The sequence below is a fragment of the Neorhizobium galegae bv. orientalis str. HAMBI 540 genome, from assembly GCF_000731315.1.
Classification (GTDB): domain Bacteria; phylum Pseudomonadota; class Alphaproteobacteria; order Rhizobiales; family Rhizobiaceae; genus Neorhizobium; species Neorhizobium galegae.
On the sequence record NZ_HG938353.1, the window covers coordinates 69,154 to 92,329 of the forward strand.

General features: G+C 61.6%; 21 protein-coding genes and 1 tRNA gene. 14 read left to right on the plus strand and 8 right to left on the minus strand.

Annotated elements, in window-relative coordinates; all coding sequences use genetic code 11:
* The first annotated feature begins 44 nt into the window (after positions 1-44).
* Complete coding sequence (locus RG540_RS00355) at positions 45-1,541, plus strand: sensor histidine kinase (protein WP_174479273.1); 1,497 nt, start codon at positions 45-47, stop codon at positions 1,539-1,541.
* 138 nt (positions 1,542-1,679) lie between these two features.
* Positions 1,680-1,756, plus strand: a tRNA-Arg gene (locus tag RG540_RS00360).
* A gap of 122 nt (positions 1,757-1,878) precedes the next feature.
* Here the strand turns inward: RG540_RS00360 and RG540_RS00365 are convergent.
* Entirely contained in the window at positions 1,879-2,796 is a 918-nt protein-coding gene (locus RG540_RS00365; RefSeq protein WP_038583457.1) for a LysR family transcriptional regulator, read from the minus strand.
* 120 nt (positions 2,797-2,916) lie between these two features.
* Between RG540_RS00365 and RG540_RS00370 the strand changes: the two genes are divergently transcribed.
* The 6 genes from RG540_RS00370 (at position 2,917) to RG540_RS00395 (ending at position 8,135) form a co-directional block, all read left to right on the plus strand.
* Positions 2,917-3,549, plus strand: a complete 633-nt coding sequence (locus RG540_RS00370) for a pyridoxamine 5'-phosphate oxidase family protein (RefSeq protein ID WP_038583459.1) — start codon at positions 2,917-2,919, stop codon at positions 3,547-3,549.
* Entirely contained in the window at positions 3,546-4,016 is a 471-nt protein-coding gene (locus RG540_RS00375; RefSeq protein ID WP_038583462.1) for a nuclear transport factor 2 family protein, read from the plus strand. The genes RG540_RS00370 and RG540_RS00375 overlap by 4 nt, the downstream gene beginning before the upstream one ends.
* A gap of 36 nt (positions 4,017-4,052) precedes the next feature.
* On the plus strand, positions 4,053-4,595 hold the full coding sequence (gene mug, locus RG540_RS00380) for a G/U mismatch-specific DNA glycosylase (protein ID WP_038583465.1): 543 nt from the start codon (positions 4,053-4,055) through the stop codon (positions 4,593-4,595).
* Between the two features lie 165 nt (positions 4,596-4,760).
* Positions 4,761-6,293, plus strand: a complete 1,533-nt coding sequence (locus RG540_RS00385) for an ArnT family glycosyltransferase (RefSeq protein ID WP_080724832.1) — start codon at positions 4,761-4,763, stop codon at positions 6,291-6,293.
* Positions 6,294-6,374: 81 nt separating this feature from the next.
* Positions 6,375-7,082, plus strand: coding sequence for an SDR family oxidoreductase (locus tag RG540_RS00390; RefSeq protein ID WP_038583467.1), 708 nt, complete (start codon positions 6,375-6,377; stop codon positions 7,080-7,082).
* Positions 7,083-7,097: 15 nt separating this feature from the next.
* On the plus strand, positions 7,098-8,135 hold the full coding sequence (locus RG540_RS00395) for a 4-hydroxyproline epimerase (RefSeq protein ID WP_038583469.1): 1,038 nt from the start codon (positions 7,098-7,100) through the stop codon (positions 8,133-8,135).
* A gap of 4 nt (positions 8,136-8,139) precedes the next feature.
* Here the strand turns inward: RG540_RS00395 and RG540_RS31000 are convergent, their stop codons facing one another.
* A complete protein-coding gene (locus RG540_RS31000) occupies positions 8,140-9,066 on the minus strand; it encodes a tetratricopeptide repeat protein (protein ID WP_051909198.1) in 927 nt (308 codons plus the stop codon).
* A 231-nt stretch (positions 9,067-9,297) separates the two neighbouring features.
* Here RG540_RS31000 and pyrC point away from each other — a divergent pair, with 231 nt between their 5' ends.
* The 4 genes from pyrC to RG540_RS00420 all read left to right on the plus strand — a co-directional run bounded on the left by pyrC (position 9,298) and on the right by RG540_RS00420 (position 13,425).
* Positions 9,298-10,341, plus strand: a complete 1,044-nt coding sequence (gene pyrC, locus RG540_RS00405; protein WP_038583472.1) for a dihydroorotase — start codon at positions 9,298-9,300, stop codon at positions 10,339-10,341.
* 121 nt (positions 10,342-10,462) lie between these two features.
* A complete protein-coding gene (locus RG540_RS00410; RefSeq protein ID WP_038583474.1) occupies positions 10,463-11,641 on the plus strand; it encodes a GGDEF domain-containing protein in 1,179 nt (392 codons plus the stop codon).
* A gap of 85 nt (positions 11,642-11,726) precedes the next feature.
* Positions 11,727-12,422: an orotate phosphoribosyltransferase gene (locus RG540_RS00415; protein ID WP_038583477.1), complete on the plus strand. Its 696-nt coding sequence runs from the start codon at positions 11,727-11,729 to the stop codon at positions 12,420-12,422.
* A gap of 76 nt (positions 12,423-12,498) precedes the next feature.
* Positions 12,499-13,425: a carbohydrate kinase family protein gene (locus RG540_RS00420; protein WP_038583479.1), complete on the plus strand. Its 927-nt coding sequence runs from the start codon at positions 12,499-12,501 to the stop codon at positions 13,423-13,425.
* Between the two features lie 58 nt (positions 13,426-13,483).
* On the opposite strand, the gene pgi is transcribed toward RG540_RS00420, so the two are convergent.
* From pgi to RG540_RS00435, 3 genes are all read right to left on the minus strand, one after another.
* Positions 13,484-15,109, minus strand: a complete 1,626-nt coding sequence (gene pgi, locus RG540_RS00425; protein ID WP_038583482.1) for a glucose-6-phosphate isomerase — start codon at positions 15,107-15,109, stop codon at positions 13,484-13,486.
* 87 nt (positions 15,110-15,196) lie between these two features.
* Positions 15,197-16,441: an alpha/beta hydrolase gene (locus tag RG540_RS00430; protein ID WP_155414616.1), complete on the minus strand. Its 1,245-nt coding sequence runs from the start codon at positions 16,439-16,441 to the stop codon at positions 15,197-15,199.
* A 137-nt stretch (positions 16,442-16,578) separates the two neighbouring features.
* Positions 16,579-18,276 (minus strand): long-chain fatty acid--CoA ligase, encoded by a 1,698-nt coding sequence (locus tag RG540_RS00435; RefSeq protein WP_038583485.1) that lies wholly within the window; start codon positions 18,274-18,276, stop codon positions 16,579-16,581.
* A 266-nt stretch (positions 18,277-18,542) separates the two neighbouring features.
* Here RG540_RS00435 and RG540_RS00440 point away from each other — a divergent pair, with 266 nt between their 5' ends.
* On the plus strand, positions 18,543-18,935 hold the full coding sequence (locus RG540_RS00440; RefSeq protein WP_038583487.1) for a PRC-barrel domain-containing protein: 393 nt from the start codon (positions 18,543-18,545) through the stop codon (positions 18,933-18,935).
* Between the two features lie 98 nt (positions 18,936-19,033).
* A complete protein-coding gene (locus RG540_RS00445) occupies positions 19,034-20,146 on the plus strand; it encodes a hypothetical protein (protein WP_157884552.1) in 1,113 nt (370 codons plus the stop codon).
* 6 nt (positions 20,147-20,152) lie between these two features.
* Here the strand turns inward: RG540_RS00445 and nadE are convergent, their stop codons facing one another.
* The 3 genes from nadE to RG540_RS00460 are packed head-to-tail and all read right to left on the minus strand — an operon-like array spanning position 20,153 to position 22,966.
* Positions 20,153-21,151 (minus strand): NAD(+) synthase, encoded by a 999-nt coding sequence (gene nadE / locus RG540_RS00450; protein WP_038583490.1) that lies wholly within the window; start codon positions 21,149-21,151, stop codon positions 20,153-20,155.
* The gene (locus RG540_RS00455; protein ID WP_038583493.1) at positions 21,148-22,701 is read right to left on the minus strand and encodes a class I adenylate-forming enzyme family protein; all 1,554 of its coding nucleotides are present in this window, start codon (positions 22,699-22,701) and stop codon (positions 21,148-21,150) included. Before RG540_RS00455 ends, nadE begins: the two co-directional genes overlap by 4 nt.
* Positions 22,702-22,711: 10 nt before the next feature.
* Positions 22,712-22,966 (minus strand): acyl carrier protein, encoded by a 255-nt coding sequence (locus tag RG540_RS00460; RefSeq protein WP_038583496.1) that lies wholly within the window; start codon positions 22,964-22,966, stop codon positions 22,712-22,714.
* Between the last annotated feature and the right edge of the window lie 210 nt (positions 22,967-23,176).

The window sequence follows — 23,176 nt, forward strand, 5'->3', positions numbered from 1 at the left end:
TGCTCCGATCCGGCGGGTCCAGTATTTCGGAAATGGAGATCCGCATGGACGACGAGGTTCATACCTCGGGGCGCTCGGGGTCCTCGCCGGAAGGCGCAGGTCCGGAAACGATGCCGCGTCTTTTCCGCGGCCTTTCCGGCAGGCTTTTGTGGCTCACCGTCATTTTCGTGATGATGGCCGAAGTGCTGATCTTCGTCCCCTCCGTCGCAACCATGCGGATGAACTGGCTGCGTGATCGTCTGGATACCGCCGCCGCCGCCGGCATCGTCATCGACGGACTGCAGCCCGCCGAGCTTCCCCGCGCCGTGCAGGACGACACGCTGCTCGCGACCGGCACGAAGGTGATCGCGCTGCGCAAGGACGGCACCTCGCGGCTGCTGGCTGCCACGGACACGCAGCCCCAGATCGATCAGGTGTTCGATCTCGCCAACACCCCGTTGGTCTCCGCAATGTGCGATGCAGTCGACACGCTCGTCTTCGGCGGTCGCCGGGTCATGCGCGTCTATGGTCCGATCGGCGACAGCGACATGATCATCGAACTGGTCATGACCGATGACGCCCTGCGCAAGGACATGCTGAAATATTCGAAGACGATGTTTCTGCTGTCGCTATTGATCTCCCTGATCACCGCGGTGCTGATCTTCCTCGCCATCAACCGCATGATGATCATGCCGATCCGGCGGCTCACCCATAGCATGCAGCTTTTCTCGGAACAGCCGGACGATCCCGCCCGCGTCTTTAGCGCCGATCGCTCCCGGGGCGAACTTGCCGTCGCAGGCCGTCACCTCACCGCCATGCAGGCGCAATTGCAGCGCATCCTGAAACAGCAGAAGAACCTAGCCGATCTTGGCCTCGCCGTGTCCAAGATCAACCATGATATGCGCAACATCCTGGCATCGGCGCAGCTGATGTCGGACCGCCTGACGGACGTCGACGATCCGATGGTGAGGAGTTTCGCCCCTAAACTGTTGCGCACCATAGACCGGGCGGTAGGTTATACGAGCGAAGTCCTGGCCTATGGGCAGGCCTCCGAAGCAGCACCCCGCCGCCGCCGCATCCGCTTTGCCGCGTTGGCCCAGGACGTGCGCGACATGCTGGCGATCGATCCGGAAATAGGCATCGAGTTCCTGGACCAGATCGCCGCTGATCTGGAGGTGGATTGCGATAGCGAGCAGATTTTCCGCGTCATCCATAATCTCTGCCGGAACGCCGTCCAGGCGCTGGTGAATTTCGATCCGCAGGATGCGTCCATGGTTCGCCGGGTAACGGTCTCCGCGCACCGGGTGGGCAGCGTCGTCAGCATTACCATTGACGACACCGGCCCGGGCATGCCGCGAAAGGCCCGCGAGAACCTGTTTTCTGCGTTCCGCGGTTCGGCGCGGTCGGGCGGCACAGGCCTTGGCCTGGTTATCGCCCGCGAGCTTGTCCTGGCCCATGGCGGCACGATCGCGCTTGTCGAAAAACCAGGACCCGGCACGCAGTTCAGGATAGAAATTCCCGATCGTCCGGTGTCGCTGGAGGACTACCGGGTTCGGGCCTGATGCAAATAAATGTTGCTTCTCAACGGTTTGAGCGAGAAGTGACAGCAAAATGACGTTGCCTGCGGTAAAATCGCTTGCAATCGGAATGCGGACGTTTTAGAGGATCGCCACGCAAGCGGTCACGCACTGCTTGCAGCCGCACCCGTAGCTCAGCTGGATAGAGCACCAGACTACGAATCTGGGGGTCGGGCGTTCGAATCGCTCCGGGTGCGCCATATTTTTTCGCTAGACGACGCTACAGGCGTCCTTTCATGGTCTGGCGGCCCGAAGCAATCTTCCTCAAAGTATTGAACCGGCGACCATGTTTCGCGGCTTTCGATCGCAGTCATGCAATGCCTCAAGTGGCGGAGCTGATCCTGCCGAGTGCCTGGCGCAGCCTCGGTGTCGCGAAATCCAGGAAGCTGCGCATCTTGAGCGGCATCTGGCCACGCGCGGCGTGGATGAGATGGATGGGGGCCGGCTCTGGCTCGAATGATTCCAGGATGATCCGGAGCGCACCGGCTTTGATCGCGTCTTCCACTTGGTAGTGGAGCAGCCGCGTCACCCCGACATTGCGCATCGCGGCCTCCGCGGCGGCCTCGGCAGTCGAGACCGAAAGGCGGGGTGCAGCGATCATCCCAGCGGTCGTGCCTGATCCCGCCGACAACATGTGCCGAATTGGCGATGGGATTGGCCCTTCGAACGTCACCCATGGCATCCGTCGAAGGTCCTCGGGTGTCTGCGGAACGCCATCGACCGCCAGCAGGGCCGGGCTGGCGCAGGTGACCATCCGCATCGATCCGATCCGCGTCGCGACCAATGCGCTGTCCGGCAACTGCCCGATCCGGACGGCCATATCGACATGGTCGTCGACGAGATGGACGTTGCGATCGGCGAGCAGCAGGCGGATGTTGATCTCGGGGAACAGCGCCAGGAAGTCGATGACGATGGGCAGGACATGCAGCCGGCCGAACATGACCGGGGCAGTGATGACCAGTTCACCCTTCGGCGCGGTGAACTCGCCGGCTGCCTCGCGTTCGGCATCCTCGACCTGCTCGAGAATACGCCTCGCGGCCGCCACATAGGTGGCGCCCGCGTCGGTCAGGGTTAGTTTGCGGGTCGTACGGATCAGCAGGCGCGCACCGAGCGACGCCTCGAGTTCGGAGATCTTCCGGCTGAGCGTCGGCACGGGAACTCGGAGCGCCCGGCCTGCGGCAGACAGGCTACCCTTGTCCACCACCTCCAGCAGCATTGACATGGCTTCGAAGCGATCCATCCGCTTTTCCATTTTTTGGTAAGATGAGTTCCAATATTACTCTATTCTGCAGATTTGTGAAAAGAGGCATTGTCTCCACCAACTCGCCGGTCGCGGCTCCTGACCTGAAGGAGGTCCATCATGTCCTATGGCTTTCTCGATATTGCCATAACCCCCAGCGTCCGGGCCGCACAGAAAGCGATGGGCGTCGACCACATCTGGCAGAACTTCAACGGCGATCGCGACTTCGATCGACTGACGGAAAACGAAGCGGCCTTTATCGCCGCCCGCGACAGCTTCTACATGGCGTCGGTTTCGGAAACCGGCTGGCCCTATGTCCAGCATCGGGGCGGTCCGAGCGGTTTCCTGAAGGTGATCGATGACCGCACATTGGCTTTTGCCGATTACCGCGGCAATCGCCAGTACATCAGCACCGGCAATGTGGCAGCGAACGACCGGGTCAGCCTCTTCCTGATGGACTACGCGCATCGCGCCCGGCTGAAGATCTACGCGCATGTCGAAGAGGTGGCGCTCGACGCGGATCCTGAACTGACTATGCTGGTCACCGACCCGAATTACCGGGCCAGGATCGAGCGTATTTTCCGGCTGCGGCTCGAGAGTTTTGATTGGAACTGTCCGCAACACATCACGCCTCGCTTCACCGAGGGAGAAGTCAACGAAGCGGTTCGTCCTTTGAGGGAGCGTCTTGCCCAGCTCGAATCCGAAAACGTCGAGCTGCGTGCTCGCCTTGCCACCCCTGGAGATACCCAATGAGCGATCAACGTCCTCCACTGCCACCGTTCACGCTGGAAACGGCTGTCGAAAAAGTCCGGCTTGCGGAAGACGGCTGGAACAGCCGCGACCCGGCCCGCGTGGCGCTGGCTTATACTGTCGATAGCTTTTGGCGCAACCGCGCCGAATTCGTCCAGGGGCGTGAAGCGATCGTCGGTTTCCTCGCGCGCAAATGGCAACGAGAGCTGGACTACCGGCTCATCAAGGAGCTGTGGGGTTTTGGCGAGAACCGCATAGCCGTACGCTTCGCCTACGAGTGGCACGACGACAGCGGCAACTGGTTTCGCTCTTATGGTAACGAGAACTGGGAGTTTGACGAAAACGGCCTGATGCGCCGGCGCTTCGCCTCCATCAACGACGCACCCATCCGCGAGAGCGACCGCCGCTATCACTGGCCCCTCGGCCGGCGGCCGGACGACCATCCCAGCCTTAGCGATCTGGGCTTTTGACCCCCAGGGGATTTTTAGGGACATCTTTCACCCGCCATGGAACTGTCGTCTTTCGACATTCTTGCCCCAGGGCTGCCGATCGTCTTCTGCGGCATAAACCCAAGTCTGAAAGCGGCCGTCACCGGCCACAACTTCGGATCGGCGTCGAACCGCTTCTGGTCTGTACTCCATCTCTCCGGCTTTACCTCCGAGAAAATCTCGGCGGCTGAGGACCGGCGCCTGCTCGATTTTGGCTGCGGCGTTACCGCCGCAGTCAATCGCGCGACCCGCAGTGCTGCCGAACTCCAGCATCACGAGTTCAGGAAATCCGCAGATGCGTTTCGCGCCAAGCTCGAGCACTTTCGACCTCAGACCATAGCGTTTCTCGGCAAGGCCGCCTACGAGGCGATCGAAGGCGGTAAAGTCGACTGGGGACCGCAGACCTCCCGATTTTGCGGTGCCGGCGTGTGGATTTTGCCGAACCCGAGCGGCCTTAATCGCAGCTTCAGCCTTGTGGATCTTGTTGAGGCCTATACGGCGCTGAGAACCTCCCGCTCGTCATCTCTGGTTGATTGGATGAACCGGCGGTTTTCCGAATGAGCGCTTCAAAAAGCGTTGTTTCACGCGTCTGAAGCTTTCTCGAACGCGCTCCAGCGAACGGATAATTTCCGGCGGATCGTCGAGCGGGGAGCACGAGGCTCTATTGATCCGCGCTCCAGGTTGTGTCACGTGCATGCTACATGAGGTTTTCCTGAAGAAGAGAAAATGAATCGTGGGAGCGTGGACGCGGTGCGTTCCGAAGAGTTGAAAAAGCCCGGCCGGCTGGCAGGGCTTCTGGCCGGTGGCCTTGGGCCTGCGGCGCTTTTTCTCGGCGCCTATTTCTTGCTGAGCGTCGCTGTTCGCCTGGCGCTTCCCAACGCGCTGACGCTGGACGAGGCCGAGCAGGCGTTGTTTTCGCAATATTGGCTGGCCGGTTACGGGCCGCAGCCGCCTTTCTACAACTGGGTTCAGAATGCCTTTGTCAGCGTGACCGGCATTTCGCTTTTCTCGCTGACCCTGCCGAAATTCCTGATGCTGCTGTTGTGCTACGTGTTTTTCGGCATGGCCGCCCGCGAGCTCCATACGCGGCCCGGCTTTGCGGCGCTGGCGATGTTGAGCCTGCTCACCCTGCCGCAACTCTCCTACATGCCACAGCAGGATCTGACCCACACCGTCGCGGTGCTGATGGCGACGGCGCTGTTCCTCTACGGGCTCTTCCGAACCCTTGTCCGGGCGGATTGGCAGGGCTACCTCATCGTTGGAGTCGCGATCGGCATCGGCACGATCTCGAAATACAATTTCGCGCTGCTGCCCGCCGCTACCATCATCGCCGTATTCTGCGACAGGGAATGGCGCCCCCGTCTTTTTGATCCGCGCATCCTGGCGACTGCGATCGTCAGCCTGGTCATCGTCCTCCCGCACGCCCTCTGGCTTCTCGGCCACCTCGATCTCGCGACATCTGGCACGATCGGCAAGATGGTCGAGGCGAACATACCGCATGGCGCCGTTCGTATTGTACGCGCCCTCGGCTCGCTGATGCTTGCCTGCGTGGCGTTCGGCGCGCTGACGGTCGTCATCTTCGCGGTCGCCTTTAAAAGGGAGTTCAGGCAATCGCTGAAGGCAGGCGACCGCTGGACGCGTCTTCTGGGGCTGATGATGGCGGTGGGCCTGCTCGGCGTCGTGCTCGTCATCCTTTTCACCGGGACGACCAAGATTACGGAGCGCTGGCTCGATCCCTATCTTCTGCCTTTGCCGCTTTATCTGCTTCTGAAGCTGGAACGAGCGGGCGTTGATACCACGTCCCATCTCAGGCGCTTCGTCCCCGTCTTCGCCGTCATCATGCTCGTGACGCTGGTGCCGCTGGCGGGGAAGACACTGACGGGCGGGCTCACCGGCGGCTACACCCGGATCAACTATCCGTTTGCATCCGTCGCCGAGGCTCTGAAAGCTGAAGGTCGACCGGTGGTGATCATTGCGGCCGGCATGAACCTGGCTGGCAACATGCGGCTACAGTTTCCCGATGTGCCGGTCATCAATTCGGAGCAGCCGATCGCGGGATTCCCGGCTCCTAACGCCGTGAAGGGGCCAGTTCTGGCGATCTGGACCGACGAAGGGTCGGCATCTGGCTCGCCGCCGATCGATCTTTCCTCCATCGAGACGCTCGGATTGACCCCAACGCCTGCAAAATCCCTCTCCCGGCCTTATTATTACGGCGACGGTAAAATTCAACTCAACCTCGGTTATCTCTGGCTTCGCTGAAGACGGTAGGCAAACCGGCGATGCTGATATATCTGTTCGGGAAGCCTGTTTGCAGGCGACAAAGGCTTAGAGGAGATTCCGATGGCTGAGATGGAAAAGGTCGCGCTGATTACCGGCGGCGGGCGCGGCATGGGTGAGGCGATCGCCCGCGAACTGCACGCTCAGGGTTACAAGCTTGCACTGATGTCGCCCTCGGAAAGCTGCGAGAAGCTGGCAGCCGAGCTCGGCGGCGTCGCCTCGCGGGGCGTCGCGGAAAAGGCCGAGGACATCCAGGCGATTTTCGACCTCACCATGAAGACCTATGGCCGCATCGATGCCGTGGTCAATCATACCGGCCATCCGCCGAAGGGCGACCTGCTCGATATCAGCGACGAGGACTGGACGCTCGGTTCGGACATGATGATCCTGTCACTGGTGCGCATGGCGCGCCTGGTGACTCCGGTCATGCTGAGCCAAGGCAAGGGCGCCTTCGTCAACATCACCACTTTCGCCGCCTACGAGCCCTCGCTCGTCTTCCCGGTTTCGTGCACTTATCGTGCAGCTGCAGGTGCCTTCGCAAAGCTCTATTCGGATCGCTATGCGGCCGACAATATCCGCATGAACTGCATCCTGCCGGGGTTCATCGACAGCCTCGACCATAAGCCGGGGACGGCGGAAAAGGTACCGATGAAGCGCGTCGGACAGGTGGAAGAAGTTGCGAAGACAGCCGCCTTCCTCCTTTCGGATGGTGCGGGATACATCACCGGCCAGAACATCCGCGTTGATGGCGGTATAACTCGCCACGTCTGATCGGGAGCATATGGGATGAGATGGAAGCGCACGATCCAGCTGCTGGACGTTCATTGCGAGGGTGAGATCGGCAAGGTCGCAATCGGCGGCGTGCCGAAGATCCCGGGCGAAACGGTTGCCGCCCAGCTTCACTGGCTGAACACCGATCCCAAGGGCAACGAGCTTCGCCGGTTCCTCTGCCTCGAGCCGCGCGGAGCGCCGATCGGCTCCGTCAATCTGCTGCTGCCGCCGAAGCATCCTGATGCGGACGCCGCCTTCATCATCCTGCAGCCGGACCAGGCGCATGCGAGTTCCGGGTCGAACTCGATCTGCGTGACGACGGCGCTTCTGGAATCCGGCATTGTCGAAATGCAGGAGCCTGAAACCGTCGTCATTCTGGAAACCGCGGCCGGCCTCGTGCGTGCGACCGCCACCTGCCGCGACGGGCGTTGCGAAAAGGTGAAGCTCACCATGGTGCCGTCCTTCGTGCATCAGCTCGATGTCAAGGTTCAGACCCCGTCATGGGGCGAGATTACCCTCGACCTTTGTTATGGCGGGATCTTTTACGGACTGGTGGATGTCGGCCAGATCGACCTGACCATCGAGAAGGGCAATGCGGCGGCGCTCGTCCAGGCGGGCATGGTGCTAAAGGACCTGATCAACAGGCAGGTCGAGGTCGTGCATCCGGAAATTCCGGCAATCTCAGGCGTCGCTTATGTGATGTTCCGCAATACGGAGGCTGACGGTACAGTGCGCACCTGCACGACGATGTGGCCGGGGAGGGCGGACCGTTCGCCCTGCGGCACCGGCAATTCCGCCAATCTGGCAGCGCTTCATGCGCGCGGCAAGGTAAAGGTGGGGGACGTCTTCAAGTCACGCTCGATCATCGGTTCCCAGTTCGAGGTGGGACTGGCGTCCGAAACGGAGGTCGCCGGAAAGCCGGCGATCATTCCGACGATCACCGGCCGCGGGTTCACCTTCGGTCTGCATCAGATCGCACTCGATCCGTTCGATCCGCTGTCGGACGGCTTTGCGATGACCGACGTATGGGGGCCGTCCGCCGGAGAAATCTGAGCTTTCAGATTTCCTTGCCGTTGCCGGTCGTCTGTTCCATGTCGCCCGGCTTCAGCACCAGCGAATTGACACCTTCGGTCGTTGCGGGGGCGCTCGGGCCCGGGACAACACCCAGCTCCTGCATCTGCATGAATTTGTAGGCGCCGAAGACGTCGCCCTTCTCGGCAGCTTTGCCGTACATTTCGGCAGCCTTCAGAGCATTTGCTTCGATGCCTTCGCCGGCTTCGTACATCAGCCCGAGATTGATCATCGCATCGGCATTGCCGCGCTGGGCCGCGAGGTCGTACCAGGCGATCGCCGTCTGGTCGTCCTGCTCTACCAGATGGCCTTCGTCATAGATCGCGCCAATGTTGAAGGCGGCGGTATCGTCGCCTTCCGCTGCCGCCTTTTCAAACCAGCTGAGCGCCCGCTTGACATCCGGCTGGGTGCCGAGGCCATCGCGATAGGCGACACCGAGATTGTAGGCGGCAAGAACGTTGCCGCTGTTGGCGGCTTCCGTATAGAACTGGAATTCGGATCGCTCGTCGCCGAGCCGGCCCATCAGCATGCCGAAATTGACCTTGGCGGCGGGATATCCGGCCTTAACCGCAACGTCATACGCGCTCATCGCCTGGCCGGCCTGCTGGGTCTTGTTGAGAGCCCGGCCGAGCTGATAGGCGAAGCGCGGGTTGCCGGTCGTGTCATAGGCCATGCGGCAGGCATCGACCGCGGTGCCGTCTATATCGGAAATGCCAACCGGGGCGAATTCGCCGTTGCGCTGCTGATCGTAGGGGCTGCCGGCGAGGCGATCGCACTCCGTCTGCATGGCGGACGCGAGCTGCAGGTTGGCCCGCTCCTCGGCGCCTAGCGAAACCGTCAGCGCGCAGAGCGCTGCTGCAGTACCTGTGGCAATCGCAAAACCCCTGTTGACTTTGGAGAAGCGGGATTTCATTGTTCGCTCCGATTTACTGATTCTTCAGATTGCTTAACGAACGCTGCAAGCGGGCGCCGGTTCCGTGTGCCTTTCATCTTTCATGCGTGATGAACCTCTGGATCCCGCACGTTTGCGTGAGAAGTAATCTGCATCGGGCCTGCTGGATTGTAGGTTCCTCGCATGATCGGATTGTTTTGGCCGAGCCATTGATGTTATGGCGGACAAATCGATCACGTCCGGAAGCTTCCTATGAAAACGCTCACGCTCCGCCGCCCCGATGACTGGCACCTGCACCTGCGTGACGGCGACGTCCTGCAGGCGGTGATCGGCGATACCAGCCGGCATTTCGCGCGTGCCATCATCATGCCCAACCTGGTGCCGCCGGTGGTGACGACCTCGGATGCCAAGGCCTATCGTGAGCGCATTCTCGCCGCCCTTCCGGCAGGTGACCGCTTCGAGCCGCTGATGACGCTCTACCTGACGGAGCATACCGATCCGGACGATGTGGAAGAGGGAGGCAAGAGCGGCCTGATCTCAGCCGTGAAGCTTTATCCCGCTGGCGCCACGACCAATTCCCATGGCGGCGTGCGCGACTTCAACAAGGCAATGCCGGTTCTGGAGCGGATGGCGAAGATCGGCCTACCACTCTGCGTGCACGGCGAGGTGACCACGCCGGAAGTCGACATCTTCGACCGCGAGGCCGTCTTCATCGAGACCGTGCTCGATCCGTTGCGCAAACGCCTGCCGGAACTGAAAGTCACCATGGAACATGTGACGACTGCCGACGGCATCGATTACATCAAGTCGTCGAAGGGCAATCTCGCCGGTTCGATCACCACCCACCACCTGATCATCAATCGCAATGCCATCCTGGTCGGCGGCATTCGCCCGCACTATTACTGCCTGCCCGTCGCCAAACGCGAGAACCATCGCCTCGCACTACGCGCGGCAGCGACATCCGGTGATGCGCGCTTCTTCCTCGGCACCGATTCCGCCCCTCATGTCGATCCGCTGAAGGAATGCGCCTGCGGCTGCGCCGGCATCTATACGTCGGTCAACACCATGAGCTGCCTTGCGCATGTGTTTGAGGACGACAATGCGCTCGACAAGCTGGAGGCGTTCACCTCGCTCAACGGCCCGGCCTGGTATGGCCTGAAGCCGAATGAAGAGATTATCACGCTTGAAAAGCGCGACGAGCCGGTGAAGTTTCCGGACAAGCGCGATAGCGGCGCCGGGCCAATCACGGTCTTCGATCCGATGTTCCCGCTTCATTGGCATGTGTTTGATAAGTAAATGCTAATGGTATCCGGATTGATGGTATCCAGATCGATCCGGTAACCTTTTGGATAGAATCCGGGCTTAGCTTGGCGCCCAAGATTTTCCCGCGGGGATGTACCCGAAGAGAGAGCTAGGCATGATGCTCGACTACCATTCTCTTCTGCTCGCGCTGGGCGTCTCGGCGGCGTGCCTGATGGTGACGCTGTTCGGTACATGGTACTCACGTCGCACCGATTCCTTCCTTCTCACCCTTGTCATCGCGCTCTGCCTCACTGTCTCGGGCATTTTCGCCTATAGTTCCTATACCGTCGAGGCCGACGTTATGGGTGCCTCGATCGCCTATACGTTCCTGATGGCGGGGTTCGGCACGATCTATGCGGCATCGGTGCAGTTCCGCAGCGGGACCCGGCCCTGGATAACGGCCGGTGCCATCACCGCCGCTTCCGTGGCTTTTGGCCTGCCGCTGATGATTGCTGGCTTCGACGGCCTCGGGTTCATCGTCATGAACCTTGCCACGGCCGGGCTGCTCCTCGAAACCGCCAGGCAATATTGGCGCGCACGCCGGGAGGCGCCGGGACCGCTCATCGGAATGGCAGTACTTTACGCCGCCACCGCGGTGTCTTTCGCGCTATGTGCCGTCGTCCTGATCGACGGGCAACAATGGGTGCTGGGCCACGCGCCCGACAACTGGGCCGAAAACCTCAATATCGCTGTCTGCATCGCCGGCATGACCGGCATCGGCGCGCTGTCGCTGGCGCTCCACCAGTGGCGCATGGCGACCCACCATCGCCACGAGGCGATGACCGATGCTCTGACGGGGCTTCTCAACCGCCGCGCTCTCTTCGAGCAGCATGCCCATCGCACGCTCGGTTCGTCGACCGCGGTCATCGTTTTCGATATCGACCGGTTCAAGTCCATCAACGATCAGCATGGCCATGCTGCCGGTGACCAGGTGCTGAGGTTGTTTGCCGAAGATCTCACGAGCGGCATGAAAATTCGCAATACCGTCGCGCGGCTTGGCGGCGAGGAATTCGTGATGATCCTCGACGGAGTTCTCCCCGGACGGGCTGAGCGGATCGCCAGTGACATCTCCCGCCGGTTCGCCGCTCGCGAGACCGTCATCGGCGAGGCGGTGCTGAAATGCACTGTCAGCGCCGGTGTGGCCGTCGGTGCCCCGACCGGCCAACCTTTCGAAACCGTACTCGGCCTCGCCGATAACGCGCTCTACGAAGCAAAGCGGGCTGGCCGCGACCGCGTGCATGTCGCGGGCTATCTGCGGCCGGTGGACCTGACCGAAACCCGCACCACCGCCTGATCCCCTCCTTATTTTCCACATCGTCTGGCATACTCTGCCGCATGCTGCTATTGCGGCGCGTGGTTTTGACAAAAGGAGCGGGCGCATGATTCAAACCACATTTCCGGACCGCGGCGTAATGGCCGAGCTGATGGCAAAGATGCTCTGGGAGATCGGAGCGGTTCATTTCAGCGCCGACAAGCCCTACAAGTTCGCCTCCGGCCTGATGAGCCCCGTCTATATCGACTGCCGCAAGCTGATTTCCTATCCGCGCATCCGCTCGGCGATCATGGATTTCGCGGCCGCTACCGTTATGCGTGAAGCAGGCTTTGAAAAGTTCGATTGCATCGCGGGCGGCGAGACGGCCGGTATCCCCTTTGCCGCATTCCTTGCCGAGCGGCTCGGCCTGCCGATGATCTATGTCCGCAAGGCGCCGAAGGGCCATGGCCGCAATGCACAGATCGAAGGCCATATGCCGGAGGGTGCGCGTGTGCTGGTCATCGAGGACCTGACGACCGCCGGCGGCAGCATGTTCAAGTTCATCGATGCGATCCGCGCCGCCGGCGCTACCGTTGATCACGGCATCGCGCTCTTCTTCTACGATATTTTCCCGGAAGCCTACGAGCGTTTCTCGAACGGCCAGGTAAAGCTGCATCACATCGCCACCTGGCGCAACGTCCTGGCGGCAGCCAGGGAAGGCAAGCTTTTCGATGACAACACGCTCTCGGAAGTCGAGGCCTTCCTCGACGCGCCGCTGGCCTGGTCGGGACGCAATGGCGGCGTCAGCGAGATCGCTCTCTGATTTTTTGCTCTGGCCTTTTGGCAAAAGCTCGCTTAATCGATTGAAAATTGCTGAGAAAGCGCGCGGGAGGATTTTTATGATTTTGTGCTGCGGCGAAGCCCTGATCGATATGCTTCCGCGTGACACCACGCTCGGTGAAAAAGGCTTTGCGCCTTACGCGGGCGGCGCGATCTTCAACACCGCGATTGCGCTCGGGCGGCTTGGCCAGCCGACCGCGTTTTTCACCGGCATTTCCGATGACTTGATGGGCGATGTCCTGCGGGACACGCTGGCAAAGAGCGGCGTGGACTACAGCCTTGCGGCTGTCTCTTCTCGCCCGACCACCATTGCCTTCGTGAAACTCGTCAACGGCCAGGCGACCTACGCCTTCTACGACGAAGGCACTGCCGGCCGGATGATCACCGAGGCTGACCTGCCGGCGCTCGGCGATGACTGCGAGGCCATGCATTTCGGCGCGATCAGCCTTATCCCCGAACCCTGCGGCGCGACCTACGAGGCGTTGATGGCTCGCGAATACCGCAAACGGGTGATCTCCTTCGATCCGAATATCCGCCCCGGCTTCATCAAGGACAAACCAAAACACATGGACCGCGTCCGCCGGATGGCCGCCATGTCCGACATCATCAAATTTTCCGATGAGGATCTAGACTGGTTCGGCATGCAGGGCGACCATGACGCGCTGGCTGCGCATTGGCTGGAGCAGGGCGCCAAGCTGGTGGTCCTCACCCGTGGTGCGGATGGCGCCACCGGTTATACCAAAAACTTCAAGGTTTCGGTGCCGAGCGAGCGCGTGACGGTGGTCGATACAGTCGGCGCAGGCGATACGTTCGATGCGGGCATTCTGGCCTCGCTGAAGATGCAGGACCTGCTGACCAAGGAAAAGGTCGCGGGCTTGACCGAGGATGCCGTGAGCAAAGCTCTCGCACTCGGCGCAAAGGCCGCTGCCGTCACGGTATCGCGGGCGGGCGCCAACCCGCCTTTCGCCCATGAGATCGGTCTGTGAGGTCCTATCCCCAGTCCGCAAAGGAAAATAGCTCGGCCCCCTGATAGGGGCCGAAACGTTATTTCCGGGCAGCCAGCAGTGCCTTCAGCAGCCCCTGCGTCGAGGCATCGTGGCTGCTGGCGCTTTCCTTGCCTTCCACGACGGGCAGCAGGCCGGTCGCCAGTTCCTTACCGAGCTCGACGCCCCACTGGTCGAACGAGTTGATGCGGAAGAGCACGCCTTCGACGAACACCCGATGTTCGTAGAGCGCGATCAGCCGGCCGAGCGCAAACGGTGTCAGCTTGTCGTGGACGAAGGTGATCGAAGGGCGGTTGCCAGTGAAGACGCGATGTGGCGCGATGAAATCGGCCTGCTTGTCATCCATGCCCTTGTCGGTCAGCTGCTTCTTGGCCTCCTCGAACGTGCGGCCCTTCATCAGCGCTTCCGACTGCGCCAGGACGTTGGCGATCAGCAGCTCGTGCTGGTGGCGCAGATGCGGCTCGAAACTGTTGGCGGCGATCATGAACTCGGCCGGGATAACGGTCGTGCCCTGGTGGATGAGCTGATAGAAGGCGTGCTGGCCGTTGGTGCCGGGTTCGCCCCAGACGACAGGACCGGAGTTGCCCTCGACCGGCGTGCCGTCGATCGTCACGCCCTTGCCGTTCGATTCCATGTCGAGTTGCTGCAGATAGGCCGGGAAGCGCAGCAGCCGCTGGTCATAGGGCAGGATAGCGCGCGACGGATAACCGAGAACGTTGCGGTGGTAGAAGCCGATCAGGCCAAGCAGCATCGGCAGGTTCTGGCGCACCGGGGCAGTGCGGAAATGCGTGTCCATCGCATGTGCGCCATCCAGGAACTTGCCAAAGTTCTCACGCCCGACAGCGATCATCAGCGGCAGGCCGATCGCCGACCAGATCGAATAACGTCCGCCGACCCAGTCCCAGAACCCGAAGATGCGGTCGCTGTCGATGCCGAAGGCGGCGACCTTGTCGAGCGCGGTGGAGACGGCGCAGAAGTGATGACCGACGGCTGCTTCCCCGAGCTTGTCGGCGATAAAGGCACGCGCCGAGGCTGCATTGGTCATCGTCTCGATGGTGGTGAAGGTCTTCGAGGCGACGATGAACAGCGTCGTTTCCGCGTCGAGCAGCTTCAGCGTGTCGGCGATATGCGCGCCATCGACGTTGGAGACGAAATGCGCCCGTGGGCCGTCATGGAAAGGCGCCAGCGCCAGGGTGACCATGACCGGGCCGAGATCGGAGCCGCCGATGCCGATATTGACGATATCGGTGATCTTTTTGCCGGTCGCGCCCTTGAGCGCGCCCGAGCGGATGCCGTCGGCAAACTTGCCCATGGCGGCGAGCACGCCGTTGACATCCGGCATCACGTCCTTGCCGTCGACCAGAACGGGCGTATTGGAGCGGTTGCGCAGTGCCGTGTGCAGCACGGCGCGGCCTTCGGTGAAGTTGATCGCGACGCCCGAAAACATTTCTTCGCGCTTGGCGGCAACCCCGCCGGCATCTGCCAGCTTTTCGAGCAGCGCCATGATCTCGTCGTTCACGGCCGTCTTGGAATAGTCCATCAGGAGATCGTCGAAAACGGCGCTGAACTTGGCGAAACGGCCGGAATCGGCCGCGAAGGCGGCGCGGATATCCGTGGCATTGGTTTTCGCGACGGTGGACTTCAGGTCTTGGACGATGGCCTGCATGGGTGATTCCTCGGCACTCGAAATGGGATGATCGGGAACCTATTCCGTTTTGATGTCAAATCAAGCACGGCCGTGGCGGCGATGCGTTTATTGTCCAACCGCCGTCTCGACGGCGTTGCCGATCGAGTTGCCGAAGCGGTCGACCTGGTCCTTGTAGTTCCGGCGGGTGGTCGGATCGAAGATGGCGATCGGCGTGCTGACGGCTACGCTGGCGGCGCTGCCCACGGTCTGAGCCGTGCCGAGGGCCACGGCGCCGAGCGTCTCGCCGAGCCCGACGTCTGAGTCGGTCACCGTCTGCCCGGCGATCAGCCGGTTGCCGATCAGCTTCACCACCTCCGGGCTTTCGGCGAATTTTCCGTGGTTCAGCCGGTCGCCGGTCTTGAGCGCCGTGAGGTCGAGAACCACGATGCCGGCCTTCTCGAATTCGCTGCGATAGGGTTCGACAGTCGGATCCACCTGGCCGAGCCGGTCGATATTGCCGGAAATCCGTCGCGACAGGCTGAGCGCCCGATCGTCGCGGGAGACGAACAGCGTGAAATGTGGCCGCTTTTCGCCGATCTCGGCAAGCTGCTGGCCGAACACGTCGACATCGAGATCCGGGGAGGCAAGGATGACGTTCTGGATCTTCGGCGCCACCCTGCCGTCGCGGATCGCCATCTGTCGGAGCGCCTCGACGGTCAGCCATGATCCCATCGAATGGGCCATGACGGTGATCTCGCCGACGCCAGGCTCCTTCGCCAGCCGCCGCAGCATCTCCTCCAGCGCATCGCGGGAATAGTTGGTGCTTTCCTTGTCGTAGTTATAGGCAAAGATGCTGCCGCGAGACGGCCAAGTGAAAAGGACCGGAGCCACATCCGCATTGGAGTCGTGGACGATCTGGGCGAAGCGATAAACTGCGTCCTCGTAGCGGTTGTTGAACCCGTGCACGAAGACGAAGACCCGACGGCTCTTGCCCAGGTGGCCCTTGAGCCAGGATTGGGCCGCCGGGGCGGCGAGTGGCGTCACGGAAACCGTCGCGAACTCCTTCGCCGGATTGGCAGGCAGCTTCGATGGCCACTGCACCTGCCCGATCTCGCGAGCCTTGTCGGGCGGGATGGAGACTGCAATTTCGGTAACGACAGGTTCCTTGCCGCGCTCGCCGGAAAACAGCACGCCGGGCGTCTCTGTCGGGCGTCGCGTAGTTGCCACCAGCACGTCAACTTTCGAGGTCCCGGCTGCCTGCGTCTGGGTCGGAATGAGCACGCCTTCGGGGCGCCCCGCACAGCCTGCAAGAACGCTCAGCACCGTGAGAACGGCGATCACATGAAACGAAAATCCGGCGCGGCTTTCCAAGCGAACTCCAACATGCTTTGCCCAGCCCCCGCGGAAAGGGCTAATCAAGGACTGCCGCATCGTCCACCGCTAACGGAAGGATTCCGGCTTTACTGCACACGCTTGGTCGTCATCTGTCGCAGCGTTGCAACGGTAGGTTAGCCGCGCAGCTCCCGCCGCAGGATCTTGCCGACATTGGATTTCGGCAGCTCGGTGCGGAATTCGATGAAGCGCGGGCGTTTGTAGCCGGTCAGGTTGGTCACGCAATGGGCCTTGACGTCCGCCTCCGTCAGGTTCGGATCCTTCTTGACCACGAAGAGCTTCACGGCCTCGCCGGAATGTTCGTCCGGCACGCCGATCGCCGCGCATTCCAGCACGCCGGGATGGGTTGCCACGACTTCCTCGACTTCGTTCGGATAAACGTTGAAGCCGGAGACGAGGATCATGTCCTTCTTGCGGTCGACGATTTTGGTATAGCCTTGGCGGTCCATGTAGCCCATGTCGCCGGTCCGGAAATAACCGTCCGCCGTCATGACCTTGGCGGTTTCGTCCGGGCGGTTCCAGTAACCGGCCATCACCTGGGGGCCGCGGATGCAGATCTCTCCGACATCGCCGAGTTCCACCTCGGAATCGTCGTCGTTACGGATCGAGATTTCCGTGGACGAGATGGGAAGTCCGATCATGCCGCTGAATTCGGTGGCGTCGAGCCGGTTCGCGGTGGCGACCGGCGAGGTTTCCGACAGGCCGTAACCCTCGGTGATCTGGCTATGGGTCATCTTCAGCCAGCGTTCGGCGACCGGCCGCTGCACAGACATGCCGCCGCCAAAAACGAGGATCATCGAGGAGAAATCCAGCTTCTGGAAGTCCGGATTGTTCATCAACGCATTGAACAGCGTGTTGAGCCCGGGGAAGACATGGATCTTGTATTTCTGCAGTTCCTTGACGAAGGCCGGAATATCGCGCGGGTTGGCGATCAGGATATTGTGGCTGCCGGTCGCGACACCCATCAGCGAATTCACCGTCAGCGCAAAGATATGATAGAGCGGGAGGGCGCAGAGGAACTGGATCTGCTCTGGGCGCGGTTTGTTGAGGAAGGCGGTCTCCAGCCACAGGGCCATCTGCTCCTTGTTGGCGAGCAGGTTGGCATGGGTGAGGATGGCGCCCTTGGAAATACCGGTCGTGCCGCCCGTATACTGCAGGAAGGCGATATCGCGAGGCGAGACCTCGACCGCATTCATCGTCTGCCGGGTGCCTTCGGCAATCACCTGCTTGAAGCTTCGGGTTGATGGCAGCGACCATTCCGGCACGAGTTTCTTCACCTTGCGCACGACCAGATTGACGATATGGCCCTTCAAGCCGAGCATGTCGCCCATCGTGGCGACGACCACGTGCTTGATCTCCGTCTGCGGCAAGGCCTGCTGCACCGTATGGGCAAAGTTTTCGAGCACGAAGATCGCCTTGGCACCGGCATCTTTCAGCTGGTAGGCCAGCTCGCGTGGCGTATAGAGCGGGTTGACGTTGACGACGACCATGCCGACGCGAAGGATGCCGTAGACGATCACCGGGTTCTGGAGAATGTTCGGCAGCATCACCGCCACGCGATCGCCCTTGACCAGGCCCTGGGCCTGCAGCCAGGCGGCGACCTTGCGGCTTTCCCCTTCGAGCGCTCGGTAGGTGAGCGCCTTGCCCATGCTCGAAAAGGCGGCGCGGTCGGCATAGCGCGCGCAGCTTTCCTCGAACAGTGCTCCGAGGGATTGATGCTGCAGCGGCGGGATTTCGGCCGGCACTGTCGGCGGGTAGGAGGCAAGCCAGATCTTGGGCGGATTGGCACCGGTACGTGCGGTGACTTCGTTCATGCTGGACCTCCTCTATCGTTTTTCTTGTTATCCCGCGCTTTCCCGGCGCGTGCGGGTCAGGTCCTCCACCTTCCCGCGAACAACAGCTTATGCCATGCCACGGTAGCATCAAGCCATAGACACAGATATAAACAGCTATCTTACTTTGACGTAAACGTCAAAGACGGCATGGGCGAGTGTATTTGGACGAACAACGGAACATCCGAAAGGGTATGGCGTTTTCCCAACCTAATAAAATGCATGAGGAATCACAAAGGAGGCGCGCAATGTTGCATCAAGAACCACGAGCCGGACAGGACCCCTATGTCAAGGATACCCCGTCGCTGATCGCCAGCGATAAGGTGGAAGGGACGAAGGTTTATGGCGCCGACGGCAAGCATATAGGCTCTATCGCCCGAGTGCTTCTGGAAAAGCGCGGCGGCCGCGTCGGATATGCGGTCCTGAGCTTCGGCGGTTTTCTGGGTATCGGCGACGACTATTACCCGCTGCCCTGGGAAAAGCTTCGTTACGACGAACAGCTCGACGGCTACCGCATCGACCTGACCAAGGACCAGATCACCGGCGCCCCGCGTTACCGCGATCTGGATGACGATACCTGGTACAACGACAAGGGCCGGACGATCTACGACTATTACGGCATTCCGCCGTACTGGATGTAGGCGTCACGCCAATGGAACTCCGGAGGCTCCGCGTTGCGGGGCCTCTTTTCGTTTATTTAATTCTCCTGATGCAAGGTCCTCGCGACAAGGGGACGGCGATGACGGGAAAGACGGAAGCGGGCACGGTCCGCGATTTCGAGCGCGGTGATATCGAAGCGGTAGCGCAGCTTTTCCAGGAGACGTTTCGCAAGTCGAAAGCGCCGTCGCCCTCATTGATCGCCTATCTGGAAGAAGCCTTTTTCGATCATCCCTGGGCTGAGCCCGACATCCGGTCGAAGGTGTTTGCGGAGGCTGATGGAAGGGTATCCGGTTTCATCGGCGTCTTTCCGTCGCGGCTGGAGCTCGATGGCCGGCCGCTTCGCGCAGCCTTTGCAGGTTCTATGATGGTTCGGAATCCGAAGGAAAATCCACTCGCCGGCGCGCGGCTGTTGCGCTCCTTCCTTGCCGGTCCGCAGGATATCTCGCTTACCGAAACCGCCAATGCCACCGCGCTCGGCATGTGGCAGAAGGCCGGCCATCCTCTCGATCCCGGTTACAGCATGAACTGGCTGCGCATCCTGCGTCCCGCCTCCGCAGCGGTCGAGATCCTGGCCAGGCGGTTGCGTCCCGCGGCCCTCCTGCGTCCCTTCGGCCGGATCGCCGACCGTGGCTCGGCTTTGGTCCGTATGACGCCTCTTCGGCCGGCCGAACGCGGCGCCTCAAAGATCACGTTCCGCGATGTCACCCGCGAGCAGTTCGGCACGGCGCTTCCGGCGCTTGCCTTGAACTATCCCCTTCGTCCGCGCTGGGATGATCGTTCGTTGGCGTGGTTCCTGGATCAGGCGGAAAACAAGCGGAATTTCGGCTATCCGGAATGGCGCGTCGGCTTTGCTCCCGACGGCCGGCCGGTTGCAGCTTACGTCTATTTCGCCGGTCCCGGCGAGATCGCCTGGCTGCTGCAGGCGCTATCGGCCCCGAATGCGACCCCGGACCTCGTGGACGACCTGTTCGCGCACGCCTACGAGATAGGATGCTCCGGCATACGCGGCAGCGGACATCCATGGCTGATCCCGGCGCTGATGAGCCGCAAGACGATATTCTACGGCCGTTCCTTCTATGTCGCGCAGGCGCGCGACAAGAGCCTGCTGGAACCGATCAGGTCCGGCCAGGCGCTGATCAGCGGCCTCGCAGGGGAAAGCTGGACGCGCCTGATCGGCGACCGGTTCGAGTGAGACTTCTCAGCCGAGCATCGTCACCGGCTCGGCATGCAGATATTCCGCCACCTTGCGTTTCGCGGCGATATTGCGCCAGACGGCGTCCACCTCGTCCGGCGTCAGGCCCGCGGCGTCGCCGACTTCTTCCCGCGATATGCCATTCTCTAGCCCGTAGAGGCACAGATCCATCCGGTCATAGGGCAGCGAGAAATAATACTCGTCCTGGCCCTGCGGCAGCGACCATGTGTCCGTCGTCGGCGGGCGCCGGCGGATGTCGGCGGGCACGCCGAGGGCTTCGGCAAGCTGATAGACCTGGCTCTTGTAGAGATGCGCGATCGGCTTGAAATCGGCGGCACCATCGCCGTTCTTCACGAAGAAGCCCTGGTCGTATTCGAGCCGGTTCGGCGTGCCGGCGACGGCAAAATTCAGCCGGTCGGCATGATAATATTCGATCTGCTTGCGGGTGCGCTGCTTCATGTTGGCGGCCGCGATCATGCCGAGATAGACCTCGAGCGGCATGCGATGGCGGCTTTGTTCGCCGGCCGGATTGGCGACCACCAGCCAGGAAATGTTGTAACCGCGGCCGGTCAGAGCATTTTCCAGCACCACCTTGCAGCCCCAGCCGTCACCGAATTCCGGAACGATCTGGCGGATGAAGCCATCGCGGCGGGTATAACAGCCGGCCGCGGCAAGCGCCGGACCGATATCTTCGAGCACGGTCTCCACGCCGACCGCCTCTGCAAGCGCCTTGCCGAGCTTCAGGCTGCCCGGATCGGAATCATGTTCCGGCATGAAGATGCCTGTCACCTTGCCCGGACCGAGTGCGCGGGCGCAAAGAGCCGCGGTGACGCTGGAATCGATGCCGCCGGACAAGCCGAGCACTGCGCCGCGTTTGCGCAAATCCTTCAGCACTGTCTCCCGCAGCCAGCCGCAGATGCGTTCGATCGCGGCCTCCGCATCGAGCTTCAGCGTCTCGGCCGAGAATTTCTCCGCCCTTTGGGCCTGCTTCAGGCTCTGGATCATGCGACATTCCCCCGTGTGGCTGTGTTTGTTTCATCCGCGCCGAGCCGGATCTTGCCGCTCGTCGTGCGCGGCAGCGCGTCGCGGAATTCGATGCTTTTCGGCACCATGTAATCTTCGAGCAACTGAGCGCAGTGGCGGATGATTTCCCGTTCGGTAAGCGTCACGCCGTCCTCAACCACCACATAAGCGCGGACGACCTGGCCGAAGATCGGATCGGCGATGCCGCCAACCGCCGCTTCCTTGATGCCGGGCAGCGTATAGAGCGCGCGCTCGACTTCCTGTGGGCTGACCTTTTCGCCGCGTGTCTTGATAATGTCGTCGCGCCGGCTGATGAAATAGAGAAAACCGTCCGCATCGGCGCGAAAGAGGTCGCCCGTATGCAGCCGCCTACCGTCTGCGACGGGCGAAAGTGCACGCACGGAGGTCAGGCCGCTGCCCCAGTAACCGGACATCACATGTGGTCCCTCGACGACAAGTTCACCGATCGTGCCCGGGGAAGCGGGACGTCCGTCCTCGTCGATCACGAAAGCCTTGGTGCCGGGAATGGCGCGGCCGACAGAAAGCGGCCTTCGGGAAACCTCTTCAGGCGGCAGGTAGGTCGCACGCAGACATTCCGTCTGGCCGTACATCAGGAAAAGCCGGATATCCGGGAAAAGCTGCTGCAACCGCTCGGCAAGGGCCGGCGGCATGGCCGCGGCGGCGCTGGTGATGGTGCGCAGATGCGGCAGGAAACCCGGCTCCAGATCCTTCATGCCGGTAATCAGGGCGGCCATCGGCGGCACGAGCGGGAAACCCGTAGCCTTCACCTCTGCCAGCCGATCGAGGATCTTCCGCGGAAAGGCGAAGCTCTTTTCGAGAACCAGCGTACCCCCGGCCATCACCATCGTCACCACCTGGGTGATGCCGTAGCCGAAGGACAGCGGCAGGACGCTGAGCACGACGTTCTCAGCGGTATTGCCGAGATAGGCAACGATGGCCTCGCAGGCGGCGCCGACATTGGCGTGGGTCAGCATTACGCCCTTCGGCTGGCCGGTGGAGCCCGAGGTGTGGAGCAGCAGCGCCAGCGCCTCGGTGTTTTCGAAGTCCCTGAGCGGAACCGAAACCTCACCGCTGACCAGGTCTTCGAACCGCAACCCATGCCCGAGATTTTCGCCGGCATCCGCCTGCGCGACGATCCTCAGCGGCTGCATCTTCGTCATGGAAATGGCCGCATTCACGGTTGCCCGTTGACGTGCCTGGGTAATGATCGCGGAAGCCTCGGTGCTGTTCAGAATGACTGAAAGCTTTTCGGCTTTGATCGACGAATAAAGCGGGCAGGGCACGGCGCCCGCCTTCCAGAGGCCAAAGAAACTGATGACCGCCTCATGGCCGTTGTCCAGCACCATCAGCACCCGGTCGCCGGGCTTGACGCCGCTGCGGGCAAGGCTGGCGGCGAGCCGGTCGGATGAGGCATCGAGTTCCGCATAGGTCAGCCGGGTGTCGCCCGCAATGAGCGCGCATTTGTCGCCGAAACGTCTGGCGCTGTCGCGGAGCCGGGCCTCTATGCGCATCGGCGCAGCCTCAGGCCGCTGCCAGCTTGGTCGTGAGGTAGCTGGTCATGTTGTCGATGCTGTCGAGGTTTTCCGGAACGATTTCCTCGTCGGCCACGGTGATGCCGTAGGTCTGTTCCAGGAAGGCGATCAGTTCGAGCACGCCGGTGGAATCGATCACGCCGCTTTCGAGCAATGACTGGTTGTTGGAAACCTGCGCGTCGGCCCGGAAGAGAAAATTCTCCGCGATGAACTCGCGCACGCTATTTTCGATTGCTTCCGCCATCGACGGCCCTCTCCACAAATAGTTTTTGCCGCGCGGATGCGGCGCGGTCGATTGAAAAGGCATCTTCCAGACTATCCCTGAACGTTTTGCTAAAGTCGAAAATACGTTTCTAACAATGTGTCGTTTATGGGCGAATTCATCTCCAGGCTGCAATCCGACAAGCGGCGATGGGAAATGGCGGATGTCATGACCTCTCTCCCGAATGTCTCA